Genomic DNA, 17,397 nt, shown 5'->3' with positions numbered 1-17,397 from the left:
AGCGGTTTCGTCAGGCGATGTCCGAGAGGTCTCTCCCATCGTCGAACCTGTCGCCTATGTGCCTCATGAGCCTCGCCATCTCACCTTCAGAAATGCCGGCCGTCAACTCCTCGGCCCTCTTCCGGGCCTCGATCATGATGTCGATATCTCTCACGATGTCCCCGATCCTGAAGGCCGGCATGCCTGACTGCCTGACCCCCAGCATATCGCCGACACCGCGTATCCTGAGGTCTTCCTCGGCAATGGCGAAGCCATCGCTCGTCTTCTCCATGATCCTGAGCCGCCTCGTTGCCAGATGGGTCCTCTTCGTCGACGCCACGAGGACGCACCGGGAGGGTTCCGATCCCCTGCCCACCCTGCCCCGGAGCTGGTGGAGCTGGGAGAGGCCGAAGCGCTCCGCGTTCTCCACGACGATCATCGTGGCCCGGGGCACATCGATGCCCACCTCTATCACCGTCGTGCACACGAGGACGTCTATGTCTCCATTGCGGAACCGGGTCATGACATCCTCCTTGTCCCTCGCGCTCATTCGTCCGTGGAGGAGCGCCACCCTGTATTCCGGGAAAACGGAGCGCTGCAGCTCCGCGGCCATGGTCTTTGCGTCCCGCACGGGATTGTTTTCGCACTCCTCCACGAGGGGGTAAACGACGAAGACGCCGCGCCCGGCGGCAAGCTCCTCCCTCATCATCCCCTGTGCCCGTTCCCTGTCGTCGTCGGAAAGTACCTTCGTCACCACCTTTTGCCTGCCCGAGGGCATCTCGTCGATGACGGAGACGTCAAGGTCCCCATAGACGACCATGGAAAGGGTCCTCGGGATCGGTGTGGCCGTCATGCTCAGGACATCGGGGCGGCGCGACTTGTCCTTGAGCCTCTTGCGCTGCTCCACGCCGAAGCGGTGCTGCTCGTCAATGACGACAAGGCCGAGTCTGTGGAATTCCACGTCCCCCTGGATCATCGCGTGGGTGCCGATCACGATGGGCGTCACGCCCGTCCGTATCCCTTCGATGACATCCCTCCTCTCGCGCCCCATGCCGCCCTTGAGCAGCGCCACGGGAACACCGAGCCCGGCGAACCATCTATGGACGTTGAGGTAATGCTGTTCGGCCAGGATCTCCGTGGGTGCCATGAAGGCGGCCTGGAAACCGTTATCGATGGCCACGCAGGCGCATGCCACCGCGCAGACGGTCTTTCCCGAACCCACGTCTCCCTGGAGGAGCCTGTTCATCGGGATGCCCCTGCCCATATCGGATACGATCTCCGTCATGGCCCGGGATTGCGCGCCGGTAAGCTTGAATCCCAGGTTCCCCAGGAATTCGCGGTAAAGGGGGCCATCGGTGGCGAAGGCTATGCCGCGCTCACTGCAGGCCTTTCTCTTTCTCGACATCAGGGTTATCTGGAAATGAAGGTACTCCTCGAGGATAAGCCTTCGTACGGCCTCGTTTCCCCTGGCCTCGTTGTAGTCATCTCCATTGGCCACGTGGACGCACCTTACCGCCTCCGCAAAGCTCATGAGGCCGAAACGCCTCTCCATATCGCCGGACAAGACGCCGCCTGGTGAGGGGCCAAGGAGGTTCAGGGCCTCGGACACGACGTTGCGGACAAACCCCTGCTTCACCCCATCCACCTGGGAATAGACGGGGATGATCCTCCGTGCCGTCCCGGGAGTCTCGTCATCACCGAGCACGGCCGTCTCGGGATGGACCATCTGCAGGGTTTCTCCAAAGTTCCCCACTTTTCCTGAAAGGAAGAGTGTCACCCCTTTTCGGCAGATCTTCTGAAGGTAGCCCTTTGACCACTGGAACCATTTCAGGGAAAGGAAACCGGTCCCATCGGTAACGATCACCTCGAACCCCTTTTTCCTTGCATGCCTGAAGAACATGGAACGGTAGGAATCGACGGCAGCGACAACGCAGGCGTCGTCGCCCGCCTCGAGGTCCGCGATATTCCGTACCGTTCCCCTGTCGAGCCAGCGGATGGGGATGAAGTAGAGCAGGTCGTCAACGCACCGTATCCCCTTCTTCTCCATCCCCTTCGCGATCACCGGTCCCACACCCTTTAAGAACGTAAGCGGGATCCGGCGATCGACAGGGCCCTTTTCCTTTTCGGACATCACCTTGTATAATACAACAAGAGAGAGGCGGTTCAAAAGTTCAAAAGTTCAAGGCTTCAAAGGAAAGGCCGCGAAGAGTGGCCCGAGGTGTCCGTTGTTTTCCCGTCTTTTGCTCTTGAACTCTTGAACTTTGGAACTTTCTTCACGCTTGAACGCCTTTTTTACCATTGCATGGCAAAAACGCTTTGTATAGGAGGATCGGTCATGGAAACATTGAAAGAAGTGGACTTTCACGGCGTCGTTTTGCGTGTGGTCAGGGGTGACCTTACGGAAAGCGACGTCGACGCGATCGTCAATGCCGCCAACTCCTATCTCCGGCACGGGGGCGGGGTTGCCGGCGCCATCGTCCGCAGGGGCGGGCTGATCATCCAGGAGGAAAGCGACAGGATCGGGTTCGTCCCGGTGGGGTCCGCCGCCCTGACCGGCGGGGGGAGGCTCAGGGCGCGCCACGTGATCCATGCCGTGGGCCCCATGTGGGGCGAGGGCGACGAAGAGAACAAGCTCAGGAAGGCGGTCCGGAGCGTCCTCGCTCTCGCCGACCGGGAGGGCTTCTCCTCCATCTCCATGCCTGCCATCAGCGCGGGCATCTTCGGCTTCCCGAAGAAGCGCTGCGCCGAGATCATAGTCGGCGAAACTGCTGGGTTCCTCAGGGAGGGCTCCACATCCCTAAAGAGCATATCCTTCTGCCTCATGGATGCCGGCATCATTGATTTCTTTGTAGAGGAGCTTGGCCTGCTGGAAGGAAGATAGACACGATGTGCGGCATATTCGGCATATACAACCACAGGGACGCGGCCAATCTCACCTATCTTGGCCTTCACGCCCTTCAGCACAGGGGCCAGGAAAGCGCGGGAATATCGTGCACCGACGGGGAGATCATGAGGACCCATCGCGAGATGGGACTGGTCTCCGATATCTTTGATGCCCATGTCCTGTCGCAGCTCCCGGGCAGGTCCGCCATAGGCCACGTGAGGTATTCCACGTCCGGCTCCAGCACCATCGGGAACGCTCAGCCCCTCATGGTCGAGTACTCGCGGGGTTACCTGGCGATGGCTCACAACGGCAACCTGACGAACGCGAAGATCGTGAAGGGCGAGCTCCAGAACTACGGCTCCATCTTCCAGTCCTCCTCCGACACGGAAGTGATCATCCACCTCATGGCCCTCGCCCACGAGGACTCCACCGTGGACCGTCTCATCAGCGCCCTGAGGAGGATGGAAGGTTCCTATTCCATCGCGGCCCTCACGAACAATGAGCTCATCGCCGTCCGCGATCCCCATGGTTTCAGGCCGCTTTGTCTCGGCAGGATGAGGGACGGCTATGCCATATCGAGCGAGAACTGCGCCTTCGACCTCATCGGCGCCAAATACGTCCGTGAGATCGAGCCGGGGGAGATACTCGTCGTCAACCAGAACGGTCTGACGTCATACAAACCCTTCAAGCCGACGACCCATCACCACTGCATCTTCGAGTTCATCTACTTCGCCCGGCCCGACAGCTACATGTTCGGCAAGACCGTGTACAGCGTGAGGAAGGCCCTGGGCAGGCAGCTTGCCAGGGAGAGCGCCGTTGACGCGGACATGGTAATCCCCATACCCGACTCGGGGATAAGCGCCGCCATCGGCTATTCCCAGCAAACGGGCGTCCCCTTCGAGATGGGGCTCATCAGGAACCATTACGTGGGCCGCACCTTCATAGAGCCACGGGACTCGATACGCCATTTCGGTGTAAAGTTGAAATTGAACGCACTGCGTGATATCGTAAAAGGCAAACGCATCGTCGTTATAGACGACTCCATCGTCAGGGCGACCACGGGCAGGAAGATCATCAAGATGCTGAGGCAATACGGCGCGAAGGAAATTCATTTCCGGGTGAGTTCGCCGGCCACCATGTATCCCTGTTTCTACGGGATCGATACCCCTTCCCGCTCGCAGTTGATCGCCGCGTCGCACACCCCGGAGGAGATCAACCGGTACATGGGTTCCGATTCCCTTCACTACCTGACGATAGAGAGCATGCGCAAGGCCCTTGGAAAGGGCGAATACACATACTGCGATGCCTGTTTTTCCGGGGCATACCCGTCACGGTTCCCCTGGGGTATGGAACTGGAACAGATGGAGCTTTTCGCCAAAGGAGAGAAATGATGTCAGACGACCGCGCAGCGCTCCTCACCATCCTCAAGACGCTATCATACGAGGAGGGGGAATTCACCCTCGTCAGCGGCAAGAAAAGCAGTTTCTACATCGATGCCAAGGAGACGACCCTGAACCCCGAGGGCATGTACCTGGTAGGCAGGATGATGTACAGGATGGCCCGGGAGATCCCCGGCATCGAGGCCGTCGGCGGCGTCAGCATCGGAGGCGACCCCCTGGTGTCTTCGGTCGTGCTCGCGGCTCACCTGGAGAATGACGATCTGAGAGGTTTTCTGATCCGGAAGGAACCCAAGGGTCACGGAACGAACCGGTGGGTCGAAGGTGGGAAGAACTTGAGGAAGGGAATGAATGTGGTGATCCTGGAGGATGTGGTCACCACCGGCGGATCCTCATTGAAGGCGATCGAGGCCGTCGAGAAGGAAGGCTACAAGGTGAAAGGCGTCATCGCGCTCCTTGACCGCCTTGATGGAGGCCAAGAAGCAATAGTATCAAATGGTTACATCTTCAAATCTATATTCACCCTTAAAGATGTAAGGGCTTCTACCTGATATAACTTACGATATCGAATCAGCCTCTTCGCCGTGCAGGACCTGGCGGATGTGAAGGAGTAGCTCTTTCTTACCGTATCCCGTCCGGGATGAAAAGAGGTGCGCCCTGGCGCCGTTGACGAAGGCCTCGAAGGAACGCCTCTTTTTCGCAATGTTGCCCTGGGTCTCCTTGTCGACCTTCGTGAGCACCGGTGAGAAGGGAAGCCCCTTCGCGAGGAACCACTCCACGAGCATACTGTCGAGGTCGTCCGGGTCCCGCCTCACATCGAAGAGCCATATGACTCGCCTGATCCGGTCGTTTGTGAGCAGGTATCCCTCGACCATTTTGCGCCAGTCCCTGGCCATTTCCCGGGAAACCTTAGCGTAACCGAAACCGGGAAAATCGGAGAAGATGACCCAGCCGCGCCTTCCCTTCGATTCATAAAGGACCTTGTAGATATTGATCATCCTCGTGGCGCCCGGCCGCGAGCTGGTCCTGGCGACGCGCTGCGCCGCAAGGGCGTTTATGAGCGACGATTTGCCCACGTTCGATCTGCCGACGAAGCAGATCTCGGGGAGGTCTCCCACCTCTGCGTCCCCGGCCGCCCGAACGCTCTTGATGTACCTGGCGTCTATTATTCTCATATCGTTCTATTTCTCTCCACCGGGAGTTTCCACCGTGTACGACTTGATGAGTGTGTTGAGGGTATCGAGTATGACGGCCGGGTCTTCGCTCCTGATGCCCAGGACCTTATCCTCGATGTCCGTCCTGAGTCTGGGCCAGTCAACGGGTGGGGACTTTACCATGGTGATCTTGCCGTGCATTGTCCGGGCTGACTCCTCTTCACAGGATACGAGTTCTTCGTGGAGTTTCTCCCCCGGCCTCAAACCCGTGAAGACGATGTCGATGTCGTCCCCTATCTTAAGACCCATGAGACGGATCATGTCGTGGGCGAGGTCGAGTATCCTGACCGGCTCTCCCATGTCGAGGACGAATATCTCCCCCCCCTTCCCCATGGCCCCCGCCTGCATGACAAGCTGGGCCGCCTCGGGTATGCTCATGAAATAGCGTGTCATCTCGGCGTCGGTCACCGTGACGGGCCCTCCTCGGAGTATCTGTTCCTGGAAAAGGGGAATGACGCTGCCGGCGCTGCCGAGGACATTGCCGAACCTGACGGCGATGAACCTGGTGCCGCCCTGTCCGTTCATGCCCTGGCAGATGAGCTCGGCAACTCGCTTTGTGGCTCCCATGACGTTGGCCGGGGCCACCGCCTTGTCGGTGGAGATGAGAACGAACTTCTCCACCCCGGAATCGAGGGACGCCCTGACCACATTGTACGTCCCCTGGATGTTGTTCCTGAGGGCCTCGAGGGGGTGAGACTCCATGATGGGGACATGCTTGTAGGCGGCGGCATGGAACACGACCTGGGGCCTGAAGCTTTCCATGACGCGCGCAAGCCTGTCGGTGTCGAGGATGTCCCCGAGGATCATAGCGTAGGGTTTACCGTCATAGACCTGGCCGAACTCCATATTTATCCGGTAAAGCTCATTCTCCACCCTTTCATAGAGAATGAGTTGCTCCGGTTCCATCTTCATGATCTGCCGGCAAAGCTCGGAGCCGATGGAGCCGGCGGCACCCGTGACGAGCACCCGTTTGCCCGTGAGGTATTCCCTTATCTGCTCCCTGTTGAGCTCGACGTGTTCCCTCCCCAGGACGTCCTCTATCCGGATCTCCCGTATCTGGTTCACGTGAACGCTGCCGTTCAGGATATCGCTTATGGCCGGGACGGTCTTGCAGCTGATCCCCGCCTCGTCACAGAGCCTGACGATACGCCTCATCTCCTTGCCCGTCAGCGACGGTATGGCGACCACGGCCTCCTGTGCCTCTTTCTTTGCGGTGATCTTCACCAGGTCATCGATCTTCCCCAGGACGGAGACGCCGTGGATCCTCTGTCCTTTCTTCGCGCGGTCGTCGTCCAGGAATCCGACGGGTTCATATCCGATCTGGGCGCTCTGGTTCATTTCCCGGAGTATCATCTCCCCCGCCCTGCCGGCACCGATGATGAGGACCTTCTTCCGCGACCGTGTCGACCGCACGGGGTAGAACTCTCTGAACAGCCTGTACAGGAAACGGGACCCCCCGACAAGGGTGAGGATTATGAACCAGTCTATGACGAAAACGGATCGGGGGAAATCGATGAAGTGGTAGACAAAGCCGACATACACCGAAAAAAGCAGGGAGCTCAGGACGGTCGCCTTCAGGATGCGTATCAGGTCGTTCATCGAGGCGTACCGCCAAACACCACTGTAAAGCCCGAAGACGAAGAAGCAGGCGACCCGGAATACTATGAGAACGGGCAGCGTGTTGAGGAACATCGCGAAATTGATCTTCGGAATATCGAAGTTGAAACGCAGGTAGTACGCGAACCAGTAAGCCAGGGCGGTGACGGCCGCATCGCTCGTGAGAACGATGAGCCTTTTCGCGCCTCCTATGAGCCGAGTCTTCATTGTCTTTTCGAACCCCTAAAACTTATATCAGCATACCGCTGCATTTTCTATGCTTTTCTTCCTTGCCCCGCCGGTGTGCCCGCCCCGATGACATCACGGGGAATCTCGCCCTTACGGCCCCATGCGTTGCGGCATCCCATGTCCTTGCCGAAACGAGAGTCCCTGTCTTCTTTCGCGCGCAGTGCTTCGACCACGATGACACCTCTACTTATCGTCCGCTCCCCGCTTTTTGGAGCCTTTGAATTCGGGCATGGTCTCGAAACCCTCGGCGGAAATGCCCTGTCTCTTCACCACGTTCACAGCGGTCATCCAGAGGATCCTGAGGTCGAGGGAGAAGCTCCCGTGGTCAACGTACCAGACGTCGAGGTCGAGCCTCTCTTCCCACGAGATGGCATTCCGGCCGTTGACCTGCGCCCAGCCCGTGATGCCCGGTCTCACATCGTGGCGCCTCGCCTGGTGCTCGTTGTACAGGGGCATGTAGTGCATGAGAAGCGGCCTTGGCCCCACAAAACTGAGGTCGCCCAGGAGAACATTGAAAAGCTGGGGCAGTTCGTCGAGGCTCAATGCCCGAACTATCCTTCCCACAGGTGTCAATCGCGCCCCGTCCGGCAGCAGATCCCCCACAACGTTCCTGCCCTCCGTCATGGTGCGGAACTTCATGATCGAGAACGGCCTCCCGCGGTAGCCGGGACGCATCTGTCTGAACAGGACGGGGCTGCCCATGGACATGTAGATAACCAGCGCGATGGCCAACATGGGGATTCCGAGCGCGACGATCCCGAGCAGGGAAAGGGCAATGTCGAAGGCTCTCTTCGTGAAGGACAGACGCGGACGGCCGCCAAGCACCCTGTAGTATTCAACCATGGCGCCGGTGACCCTCTCCCGGGAGAACATGTCGAGGGCAAAGGTGCGGGCCCGTTCCCCCATCCTCCGCGCCAGAGAGGGGTCTTCAACGAACTTCATCATTTTGAGCATGAGGTCGTGGTGGGAGCCCATTTCAAAAAGCATGCCCGTGACGCCCTCCTCGATGGCATCGGTGATGCCGTATATTCTCGACCCTATGGAGGGAAGGCCCACGGCCGCCCCCTCTATGACGACAAGTCCGAACCCCTCCCGGTAGCTCGGAAGGCACAGGATGTCAGATGCCGACATGAGTCTCTCCGGGGCATTCGCGGGTCCCGTCAGGTGCACTCTTTCCGCACATCGTGAGCATATCTCGAGGACCTTCTCTTTCATATTCTCCTCGTCGGGACCGGCAAGGATCAGATGCACCCCCGCCTTAACCGTCGCGCAAACCCCGGCGAACGCCCGGGCTAGGTCGAGGATGCCCTTGTCCCTCTTCAATCGTCCGAGGAAAAAGAAGACCGTCTCGGTGGACCCGATGCGGAGATCCTTCCGGATGGCCATCCTTGCTTCCTCATCGAAACGGAACCTCCCGGCGTCGACGCCGCACATGGACCCGTTCGCTATGACCGCCGACCCGTCGCGTCCCACGATGCCTTCCGCGATGAGGAACTCCCTCTGGGAAGGGCTGTCGATGAGGACCTCCGTGGCACAGGCAACGAGCACCCTGTCCATGGTCTTGAGGACAAGCCGCTTTATGCCCCTCAGGTTCTTCCATACCTGTCCCGTAAAGGTGTGGACCCTCGCGGGCACACGGGCGGCGAAGGCGGCCGTCATGGCGAGCAGACCCGACTTGGGCATGATGGAATGCACGATGTCGAAACGCTCCTCCCTGAATATCCTGAATAGCGCGAGAAGCGCTTTCACGTCGCTCACGGGCGAGACGCTCCGGGGGATGGCAAGGGGGATGACCTTCGCCCTGACCCCATAATCTGCAAGGAATCCCGGGTCCTCCGTCGAGCATATGACGCTCAGTTCGAAGGTATCCTGAAGCAACGACATATGGTCCACGAGAAAGGCCCTCACGGACATCTCGAGAGTGGCGACAAAACACACCTTCTTTCTCCCTGAGTTGCCTGCCATCCTACCCGCTGTATCCTGGCTCGCCTTTACCATGAGCTGACATCTATCTGCATATCCTGTACAGGACAAACGAATACTCTCTGAAATCCTCGAGTTCGGGAATGCCGACCCTTTCCAGGTGCATTGCCTTTGTGTGCGCCTTGAAACCCCTGACAGAGGTCTCGATGGTCCTGTCGTCAACAACAAGGTAACTCGCGTCAACGGTCTCGAGAAACTGACCCAGTGCGGAATGATCGATATTGACGGGGATGTTGACGAACTCCCCGCCCTTGTAGAACGTCAACCGGTTGATCCTCGGTTCCACCGCGAATTTTCTATCGGAATACCCCATCCGCTTCAACTGGATACCCGCCATTTTCATCTCGATCTTCCCATCGCCGGCGGACGACAGTGTCTTTGGCAATATGGATATACAGGCAAGGATGAGCAAATAGACGGCAATGTGACGCGTCAGCTTCCGGCTCCACCGACTCCTCCCAGCAATCCTCGCAATGCGCGAGCTGAATTCCCAGAAACCGGCGGAAACCCATAACAGCGACGGAATTCCCATGAGAAGGCCGTGCCTCGTGCTCACGTAGGAAACCTTGAAGGCGTATACGAAAGAGACGAGAAAAAAGACGGAGCACCATATCAGGAGCGGCACTTCCTTGCCGGAATAGGGAATGGTCCTTCTCCTTATCACACCAAAAAGCAGGAACATTATCAGGACCACGTGAAAGGACCTGAGATACTTGTACGAAGTCTCCCAGGCGGAAAAAACATACCTGTTCCTCATGATCTTCGTGAGAAGGGATGCCTCCTCCCCGGGGAGCGGGGTGGTCCCCCCAGCGTCTGCCGGCAGGGCCACGTTCGCACTTCTCATGAGAGAGGGTATTTTCCTTACCCCGTGGCCCAGCTCCCAATCGCCTGCCCTGCTCTTGAGAAAATAGAGAGGCGCGATAAAGATCGCCGGGAAGGCGATCAGGAAGACCATGACGAAGGCGAGCCAGAGCCTCACCTTTCGCCGCTGATAAAGAAGGCTCCATACCATCCATAAGAGGATGATCGCGACCAGGGCCAGGCCTTCCGTCCGTGTGAAGGACGAAAGACCGACGAAGAAACTGGCGAGGACAACGAACCACCATTTCTCCTCATCTATCCCCTTCCATGCCGCCCACAGGGACGCTATCGAGAAACACCAGAAGAGCGGTTCCCTGAGAACGTCAGAGGAATACTCCACGAGCCGGGGGCTTACAACGAAAAAGATCGCCGCAACCGCAGCGATCTTCACGTCGAACATACGCCGCAAGAGCAGGAAAAAAGGCAGAACGGCAGCGGAACCCGCCAGTGCCGACACCATCCGCCCGGCGGTCTCCCAGTCGTGAAAGACCTTTTGAAACACCACAATAAGAAAGGGATAGGCGCTGTAGAAACCCTCCTGGTACACACCCTTCCAGTTGCCATCGCCTATCAGTCTGGCCACCTTGATATAGAGCATGCCGTCAGGCGTAATGATGTCCGCGGCAAACACCATGTAGAGCCTTGTGGCCAGAGCGGTCAGGACGAGGACGACGGCTATTTTTACATCCTGCCTGATATGCTACCCCCCGTGTACATCCCGTCCCTTCTCTGCCTCCACGATGATGATCTCGCCTTCGAGGACCTCGCGGGAGAAGAAATCCTTGTCGCCGGGCGCCTTGCTTTTCATCTTCTTCGTAATGATGCGCCTCAGGAGGGGGTACAGGGCACTCCACCTGCGGGCCCTGACATACCGGTTCGTGTGGACCCTCGTCACCTCCAATCCGGCCTTCTCGAGGGCATACCGCAATTCCGTAAAGGTCATGGGGTTTATGTGCTGGTGATCGTATTCGGGGTGTCCGTGACGGAACTCCCGGGGCAGTTTGATGAAGCGGAAGAAATCGTGGTACCCGTAGAACAGGAACCGTGTCCTGCTCTTGATGGACATGATGTTCGGTGTCGTGATGACAAGGGTCCCGCCCGGTCTCAGTACCCGCGCGAATTCCCTCACGCACAGAAAGGGGTTCTCGAGGTGCTCGATGCCCTCGACGCAGGTGACATAATCGAAGGAGGAGTCCGCGAAAGGGAGCACCCCGTTGAGGTCGACCTGCTTGAAGGCTACCTGCCCGTGAAGCCTGAAGAAGTCCGCATCGAGGTCGACGGCCGTGATATCGTGAGTGCCCATCAGCCGCTGCACCAGGGCACCCTCTCCGGCAGGGGCGTCGAGGAGCATGCCCCGGGGCATGCCCGCAAGGATGGACACGACCTTCTCCTGCGTGCCGGGTGCATTCTTGTCGACAAGCAGCGCCCCCTGACTCTCCAACCGTTTATTCTCAGCCGTTTCCATGATCCATCACCCCTTCCTGACGTGTTCCCTGACAATCCCTTCGAGCTGCTTCCCCACATTGCTCAGCCGGTACCGAGCTGAAACTTCAAACCCCCTCTTGACCAGCGCCTCCCTCAAGCCGGCGTTGCCGGCGATATCCATGATCCCCTGAGCGATCGCCTGCGGTCTGTGGACATCGACAAAATAGGCGAAATCATGGACATCGTCGAAGGCGTAGAAGGGCGATATCCTCGTCAGAATGACGGGCGTGCCCGTGCTCATCGCCTCCACGGGAGGCAGGCCGAATCCCTCTATCTCCGTTGATGCCCCGACAAGGATATGGCTCTCCCGGTAGAGGTCGGCCATCTCCGCCTCGGAGATCCTCACGAGGAATCTGTCGGCCACGCCCTCGCCCTTCTCCTTCTCCCCGATGTCCGCGGGCGAGACCCGGGTCAGGTGCACCTTTCTCCCCTGACCTTTCAGGATGCGGACCGCCTCGAGAACGTCGGGGATCGCCTTGTACTCGATGTTGTAGTTTCCCACGGAGAGTATCTTCAGCGTCCCGCCGTAATCGAGGTCCTTTTCCTTTGGATGGAAGACGCCCTGGTCTATCCCGTTGGGCAGGAGATAACAGGTGGTGTGGTACCTGTTCTCGACACCCCGGACGAGGTGGGGGGCGATCGCTATCTTCACCGTGGGTAGTTCGTAGAGCCTGTCGAACCTCTTGAGCCTCGCCTTCCATTCTTTCTTCTTGTATCGATATTTCAGCCTCGAAACGATACCGCTGCCGCGGAAGCGTTCGGGAACAACGGAGCCGTTTATCCGTTCCAGGACATAATCGGGCTCGAACCCCTGGAGAAAGTGGAAAAGGGGAATACCCCTGCCCCTGGCGAGATCCCAGAGCTCCTCCACGTCCTTCGGGGTCGTTACGACGATGCCGTCAGCCTCGGGGATGGTCTTTTCGTCGAAGGCGGGCACGACCTCCGGTTTCACCCGGAAGCCCCATTCCTCGTCGATGAACCGTGTGAGGAGGTGGACCGTGTGGCCCATGCTCCTCAAGAGCTCGACATGCTGGAAGAAGACCTTGACACCGCCCGTCATTCCCACATGCCGTATCGCGTAGACCAGCTTCATGCGTTTCCCGTTCCCTCCCTCACGATCGGGCACCGCTGTTCCCGGCTATGTTCGAGGCAAGGATATCGGCGATCCTCAGGGCGGCTTTGCCGTCCCCGTATGGGTTCACCGCTTCGGCCATCCTCCTGTACGTGACGTCGTCGTCGAGAAGCTCCGAGACGGAGCCCACGATCGTCTCCCTGTCCGTACCGACGAGCCTGACAACGCCTGCCTCGACCCCTTCGGGCCTCTCCGTCACTTCCCTCATGACCAGGACCGGTTTGCCGAGCGACGGCGCCTCTTCCTGCACGCCCCCCGAATCCGTGAGTATCAGGTAGGACCTGTTCATGAGGAAGACGAACTGCTCGTATTCCACGGGCTCGATGAGGTGTATGTTGGGGACTCCGCTCAGGATCTCGCGCACCGGGCGCTGAACGCTCGGGTTGAGATGGACGGGATAGACGATGGACACATCGGGCCTCTCCCGGGCGATCGACTTGAGGGCAGTGCAGATGTCTCTGAAGCCCGTACCGAAGTTCTCCCGCCTATGGCCCGTCACGAGGATCATCCTCCGGCCGTCCGACAGGTCGATGCCCCATCGGTCCCTGAAAGCCCGCATCAGTGCCGACCCTGCCCGCCCCGCCTCCTGCTTTTCATTGATCATCATAAGCGCGTCTATGACGGTATTTCCTGTTACCCATACGCTGCCGGGGGCCACACCTTCCGCAAGGAGGTTCGACCTGCTCCATTCAGTCGGGGCAAAGTGGTAATCGGCGACAACGCTCAGGAGACGCCTGTTGGCCTCCTCTGGGAAAGGGCTGTACTTGTTCCATGTCCTTAAGCCCGCCTCGACGTGTCCGACGGGTATCCTGAAATAGTACGCCGCAAGACCTGCCACAAACGCCGTCGTCGTATCCCCCTGGGCAAGGACCACATCCGGTTTTGTGGCTTCGTAGATCTCCCTCAGGCCCGATAACGCCCTCACCGTCACGTCAAAGAGGTCCTGGTCCTCTTTCATGATATCGAGATCGTAATCGGGGGTAATACTGAATATGGAGAGCACCTGGTCGAGCATCCGTCTGTGCTGGGCCGTTACGCAGGTGATCACCTCGAAGGGCTCGGGGCGTTCCTTCAGTGACCTTATTACGGGGGCCATCTTGATGGCCTCGGGCCGGGTCCCGAATACGAGGAGGACTTTACCCACTTCGCCCTGCCCCTCGCGCTTCCGGACCATCATGGAAGGTCAGGACCCTCGCCGGAACTCCAGCTGCCGTAGCATTGTCGGGAATATCGGCCGTGACCACACCCCCCGCGCCCACAATGCTCCACCGCCCCACCTTCACACCCGGTGTCGCGACGCTTCCCGCGCCATGGAAAGCACCTTTCCCGACGGACACGTTTCCGGCCAGGGTGGCACCCGGACCGATATGCGCAAAATCGCCGATCACGCAATCGTGATCGATGGAAGCACCGGTATTAATGATGCAATGCCTTCCTATGACCACGTCGGGCTGGACCACGGCCCCCGCAAAGACGACGGTACCCTCGCCGATAGAAGCGGATGGATCGACGTGAGCATGGGGATGCACAACCGTTCTCCATTCCACATTCTCTATTTCAAGCGCCAACCGTTCGCGGATGCTGTTGTCCCCGATGGCTATCACACCTGTCTTGCCTCGCAGGGGGCCGAATTGCCGCGGTCCGCTGACCAGGTTGCCTAGGATCCTTTGTCCCCATTTTGCAGGGTCATCGTCAATGATCCCGAGCACTGTCGCACCGGCAGCCATAAGAGTGCCTGCCACGACCTTGGCGTGACCTCCTCCGCCCAGCACGAAAACACCGTTACTCATGCTCAAACCTCTTGTTTACCGGAATCCTCTTGAATTCCCTCCGCATTTCAACACCTCCCGGTGCGCATGCGCATTGTATGACCCTGACCGCGGTCAACCACAATATTCGCATATCCTCGAAGAAATATCTATTGTCCCGATACACAACATTCGCACCCCGACGCATCTTCAGTGCTTCACGTCTTCCATTCTCACCACCTTGCCGAAGGTTCTCCAGAGTATCACCATATCGAGCCCGAAGGACCTCTTCTTCAGGTAATACTCGTCATACTCCACTTTGGTTCGGATCGAGATCGAGTCCCTTCCGTTTATCTGCGCCCATCCGGTTATGCCGGGGACGAGCATATGCACTCCCCTTTCCGTTCGCAGTTCTATCAGGTCGTACTGGTTATACAGCGCCGGCCTGGGACCCACAAGGCTCATGTCGCCCTTCAACACGCTCCACAGCTGGGGAAACTCGTCGATGCTGTATTTTCTCAGCCATGCACCAAAGGGGGTCACGAAGGAATCCGCATCCTCAAGAAGGTGCGTGGCCAAATCCGGCGTGTCCGTCCGCATTGTGCGGAACTTGGGCATTTCAAATATCCGGTTGTCCATGCCTACCCTTCTGGACCAGAACAGCACTCTGCCCCTGGAGGACACCTTGATGATCAGCCCCACAACGATCATGGGTATGCTCAACAGGACCATCAGCGCGATGGTCACAAGAATATCAAATATACGCTTCAGGACTCGGTTCCCTATCATTTATGCCAGACAGTTCGATTCACGTAATCAGTATAGCTCACTATTATCCTCACGACCTTTTCAGATACGTTGGGCACGTCATAATCCCTGACGATCAGCGGAATTCCCATCGTACCCTGCCTCTGGGCCTCAAGGACACGCATGCCTTGCAGTATGGATTCCCATTCAAGGCCCGTCATCATGACGGCGCCTTCCTCCATCCCTTCCGGCCTTTCATGGGCGTTGCGGATATTCAAGGCCGGGAATTTGAGAATGGAGGATTCCTCCGTTATGGTGCCGCTGTCGGACAGCGTGGCGATCGCCCGCGTCTCCAGATGGACGTAATCGCAAAACCCCAGGGGTTTCACCAGTTCGACCAGTCCGTTCAGCGCCACGCCCTTTTCGTCCATTCTCTTTCTGGTCCTCGGATGGGTCGTGACGATGATCCGTTTTCCGTACTTTTGGGCCAGCAGGTTCAATACACGGACAAGTTTTTCGAATTGCTCGGGGAAGTCTATGTTCTCTTCCCTGTGCGAGCTTACCACGAAATATTCCCCCTCCGTCAGACCAAACCGCGCCAGCACATCGGAGGCCTCTATCCTGTCACGGTAATACTGCAGGACCTCATACATGGGGCTTCCCGTCTTGATGATCCTGTCCGGCGGAAGGCCTTCTCTCAGCAAATACTCCCTGGCAATGTCGCTGTACGGCAAATTGATGTCGCTGGTGTGGTCAATGATCCTCCGGTTGATCTCTTCCGGTACCCTCTGGTCAAAGCACCTGTTGCCCGCTTCCATGTGAAAGATCGGGATCTTCCGCCGCTTTGCGGAGATGACGGAAAGGCAACTGTTCGTGTCCCCCAGCAGCAGCACCGCGTCGGGCTGCTCGCTCTCCATGATCGCATCCGACAGCGATATGACGTTCCCTATCGTCCCGGCGACCGACGCGCCGACGGCGTTCAGGAAATGGTCGGGCCTGCGTATGTCCAACTGCTGGAAGAATATCTCGTTCAACTCATAATCAAAATTCTGTCCCGTGTGAACAAAGACGTGGGAAACGTGGCGATCAAGCTCCGCCATGACACGGCTGAGTTTGATTATCTCGGGCCTGGTACCTACGATGGTCATAACTTTTAAGGTCATATGCGGCCCTTCCTTGCAAGATGCATCATTGCCCCCTTATGGTCATGGGTACTGCGTGTACTGTTCCCTGTTGGCTTCATAATCCCTGTACATGACATCTATCAACTCCTGCCATGAAGGCGACTTGTAACCAGTTTCCTCACTGAACCGGCTCGACCTCAGCGAACGGTCGATAACGAACCCGCCGTAGGGCTCGATGTCCGCCGCCTTGCCATACCTCTGTGCGACAAGCCGGAGCAGATCGAACTTGGACAGGGGGTCGGAAGAAACATGGTATATCCCGCTCATCCCCGGGTTCGGCAAAACAAAATCATGTATTACCCTGGCAAGCTCAATGGTTGGAAACCCTGAATATATTGCCTTTGAATAACCTCTTACCGCGCCGGTCTGCCCCAGGAACCACTCGACCAGTCCATGCCTGCCTTTCAATTCATTTCCTATGATCGAAGTGCGCAGGGTGATGCAGTTGGCATAGCTGACCTCTCCGAGCAGTTTCGTTCTGCCGTAAAGGTCTTCGGGAGATGGGGAGTCATCCTCGGTGTACATGCCCTTTCTGCCGTCAAAGACGCAGTCCGTGCTGATGTGCACCATGCGCGCGTTTGCATTCCGGCTTACCAGGGATATGCGATGCGGCAATTGCGCATTGACCGTTATGGCCGTCAGCGGGTCGTTAGCCAGCGGCAATTGCTTGATCACGCCTATGCAGTTTATCACCACATCCGGTTGAACTGAGGCCAACGCGCGGATTATCGTATCAAAATTGTCGGCCTCGACATTGTCCTGCCAAAACCTGTCGGCGAGTACGGGAGGGAAGTACCTCCGGAGATCACGCACGTTGCGGCAGGTGGCGCAGACATCGTGGACGCCTTTCTGATGGAAATACCGCAGCAAAACGTGCCCCAGCATACCTGTCCCGCCAAGAATCATTACCTTTTTCTTCTCCATCTTCTATACCCTCA

General features: G+C 58.1%; 16 protein-coding genes. 3 read left to right on the top strand and 13 right to left on the bottom strand.

Annotated elements, in window-relative coordinates; all coding sequences use genetic code 11:
* Positions 1-10: 10 nt before the first annotated feature.
* Positions 11-2,110, bottom strand: a complete 2,100-nt coding sequence (gene recG / locus GXX82_11960) for an ATP-dependent DNA helicase RecG (GenBank protein ID NLT23752.1) — start codon at positions 2,108-2,110, stop codon at positions 11-13.
* Positions 2,111-2,314: 204 nt separating this feature from the next.
* Between recG and GXX82_11955 the strand changes: the two genes are divergently transcribed.
* Genes GXX82_11955 through pyrE form a run of 3 tightly spaced genes read left to right on the top strand, consistent with a single transcriptional unit; the run spans position 2,315 to position 4,811 of the window.
* Positions 2,315-2,860, top strand: coding sequence for a macro domain-containing protein (locus GXX82_11955; protein ID NLT23751.1), 546 nt, complete (start codon positions 2,315-2,317; stop codon positions 2,858-2,860).
* Positions 2,861-2,865: 5 nt separating this feature from the next.
* Entirely contained in the window at positions 2,866-4,254 is a 1,389-nt protein-coding gene (locus tag GXX82_11950; GenBank protein ID NLT23750.1) for an amidophosphoribosyltransferase, read from the top strand.
* On the top strand, positions 4,254-4,811 hold the full coding sequence (gene pyrE / locus GXX82_11945; GenBank protein ID NLT23749.1) for an orotate phosphoribosyltransferase: 558 nt from the start codon (positions 4,254-4,256) through the stop codon (positions 4,809-4,811). The genes GXX82_11950 and pyrE overlap by 1 nt, the downstream gene beginning before the upstream one ends.
* A gap of 6 nt (positions 4,812-4,817) precedes the next feature.
* On the opposite strand, the gene ysxC is transcribed toward pyrE, so the two are convergent.
* The 12 genes from ysxC to GXX82_11885 all read right to left on the bottom strand — a co-directional run bounded on the left by ysxC (position 4,818) and on the right by GXX82_11885 (position 17,383).
* Positions 4,818-5,435, bottom strand: a complete 618-nt coding sequence (gene ysxC / locus GXX82_11940; protein ID NLT23748.1) for a ribosome biogenesis GTP-binding protein YsxC — start codon at positions 5,433-5,435, stop codon at positions 4,818-4,820.
* A gap of 6 nt (positions 5,436-5,441) precedes the next feature.
* Complete coding sequence (locus GXX82_11935; protein NLT23747.1) at positions 5,442-7,298, bottom strand: polysaccharide biosynthesis protein; 1,857 nt, start codon at positions 7,296-7,298, stop codon at positions 5,442-5,444.
* A 47-nt stretch (positions 7,299-7,345) separates the two neighbouring features.
* A complete protein-coding gene (locus GXX82_11930) occupies positions 7,346-7,492 on the bottom strand; it encodes a hypothetical protein (GenBank protein NLT23746.1) in 147 nt (48 codons plus the stop codon).
* 10 nt (positions 7,493-7,502) lie between these two features.
* A complete protein-coding gene (locus tag GXX82_11925) occupies positions 7,503-9,284 on the bottom strand; it encodes a glycosyltransferase (protein NLT23745.1) in 1,782 nt (593 codons plus the stop codon).
* Positions 9,285-9,327: 43 nt separating this feature from the next.
* Entirely contained in the window at positions 9,328-10,797 is a 1,470-nt protein-coding gene (locus GXX82_11920; protein ID NLT23744.1) for a glycosyltransferase family 39 protein, read from the bottom strand.
* A 66-nt stretch (positions 10,798-10,863) separates the two neighbouring features.
* Positions 10,864-11,628, bottom strand: coding sequence for a class I SAM-dependent methyltransferase (locus GXX82_11915; protein NLT23743.1), 765 nt, complete (start codon positions 11,626-11,628; stop codon positions 10,864-10,866).
* A gap of 6 nt (positions 11,629-11,634) precedes the next feature.
* A complete protein-coding gene (locus tag GXX82_11910) occupies positions 11,635-12,741 on the bottom strand; it encodes a glycosyltransferase family 4 protein (protein ID NLT23742.1) in 1,107 nt (368 codons plus the stop codon).
* 19 nt (positions 12,742-12,760) lie between these two features.
* On the bottom strand, positions 12,761-13,954 hold the full coding sequence (gene wecB, locus GXX82_11905; protein ID NLT23741.1) for a UDP-N-acetylglucosamine 2-epimerase (non-hydrolyzing): 1,194 nt from the start codon (positions 13,952-13,954) through the stop codon (positions 12,761-12,763).
* Positions 13,917-14,570, bottom strand: coding sequence for an acetyltransferase (locus GXX82_11900; GenBank protein NLT23740.1), 654 nt, complete (start codon positions 14,568-14,570; stop codon positions 13,917-13,919). Before GXX82_11900 ends, wecB (GXX82_11905) begins: the two co-directional genes overlap by 38 nt.
* 168 nt (positions 14,571-14,738) lie before the next feature.
* Positions 14,739-15,299, bottom strand: coding sequence for a sugar transferase (locus tag GXX82_11895; protein ID NLT23739.1), 561 nt, complete (start codon positions 15,297-15,299; stop codon positions 14,739-14,741).
* A gap of 14 nt (positions 15,300-15,313) precedes the next feature.
* Entirely contained in the window at positions 15,314-16,423 is a 1,110-nt protein-coding gene (gene wecB / locus GXX82_11890) for a UDP-N-acetylglucosamine 2-epimerase (non-hydrolyzing) (GenBank protein ID NLT23738.1), read from the bottom strand.
* Positions 16,424-16,480: 57 nt separating this feature from the next.
* Positions 16,481-17,383, bottom strand: coding sequence for an SDR family oxidoreductase (locus tag GXX82_11885; GenBank protein NLT23737.1), 903 nt, complete (start codon positions 17,381-17,383; stop codon positions 16,481-16,483).
* Positions 17,384-17,397 lie beyond the last annotated feature (14 nt).

Source organism: Syntrophorhabdus sp. (assembly GCA_012719415.1).
In the GTDB taxonomy this organism is placed as follows: Bacteria; Desulfobacterota; Syntrophorhabdia; order Syntrophorhabdales; family Syntrophorhabdaceae; genus Delta-02.
This window is presented reverse-complemented; position numbering and strand designations above follow the sequence as displayed.

What these genes read in the sequence shown, in the direction of transcription:
- recG (NLT23752.1), bottom strand. Translation starts at nt 2,110, where the DNA reads ATGTCCGAAAAGGAAAAGGGCCCTGTCGATCGCCGGATCCCGCTTACG.
- GXX82_11955 (NLT23751.1), top strand. Translation starts at nt 2,315, where the DNA reads ATGGAAACATTGAAAGAAGTGGACTTTCACGGCGTCGTTTTGCGTGTG.
- GXX82_11950 (NLT23750.1), top strand. Translation starts at nt 2,866, where the DNA reads ATGTGCGGCATATTCGGCATATACAACCACAGGGACGCGGCCAATCTC.
- pyrE (NLT23749.1), top strand. Translation starts at nt 4,254, where the DNA reads ATGTCAGACGACCGCGCAGCGCTCCTCACCATCCTCAAGACGCTATCA.
- ysxC (NLT23748.1), bottom strand. Translation starts at nt 5,435, where the DNA reads ATGAGAATAATAGACGCCAGGTACATCAAGAGCGTTCGGGCGGCCGGG.
- GXX82_11935 (NLT23747.1), bottom strand. Translation starts at nt 7,298, where the DNA reads ATGAAGACTCGGCTCATAGGAGGCGCGAAAAGGCTCATCGTTCTCACG.
- GXX82_11925 (NLT23745.1), bottom strand. Translation starts at nt 9,284, where the DNA reads ATGGCAGGCAACTCAGGGAGAAAGAAGGTGTGTTTTGTCGCCACTCTC.
- GXX82_11920 (NLT23744.1), bottom strand. Translation starts at nt 10,797, where the DNA reads ATGGTGTTTGCCGCGGACATCATTACGCCTGACGGCATGCTCTATATC.
- GXX82_11915 (NLT23743.1), bottom strand. Translation starts at nt 11,628, where the DNA reads ATGGAAACGGCTGAGAATAAACGGTTGGAGAGTCAGGGGGCGCTGCTT.
- GXX82_11910 (NLT23742.1), bottom strand. Translation starts at nt 12,741, where the DNA reads ATGAAGCTGGTCTACGCGATACGGCATGTGGGAATGACGGGCGGTGTC.
- wecB (NLT23741.1), bottom strand. Translation starts at nt 13,954, where the DNA reads ATGGTCCGGAAGCGCGAGGGGCAGGGCGAAGTGGGTAAAGTCCTCCTC.
- GXX82_11900 (NLT23740.1), bottom strand. Translation starts at nt 14,570, where the DNA reads ATGAGTAACGGTGTTTTCGTGCTGGGCGGAGGAGGTCACGCCAAGGTC.
- wecB (NLT23738.1), bottom strand. Translation starts at nt 16,423, where the DNA reads ATGACCATCGTAGGTACCAGGCCCGAGATAATCAAACTCAGCCGTGTC.
- GXX82_11885 (NLT23737.1), bottom strand. Translation starts at nt 17,383, where the DNA reads ATGGAGAAGAAAAAGGTAATGATTCTTGGCGGGACAGGTATGCTGGGG.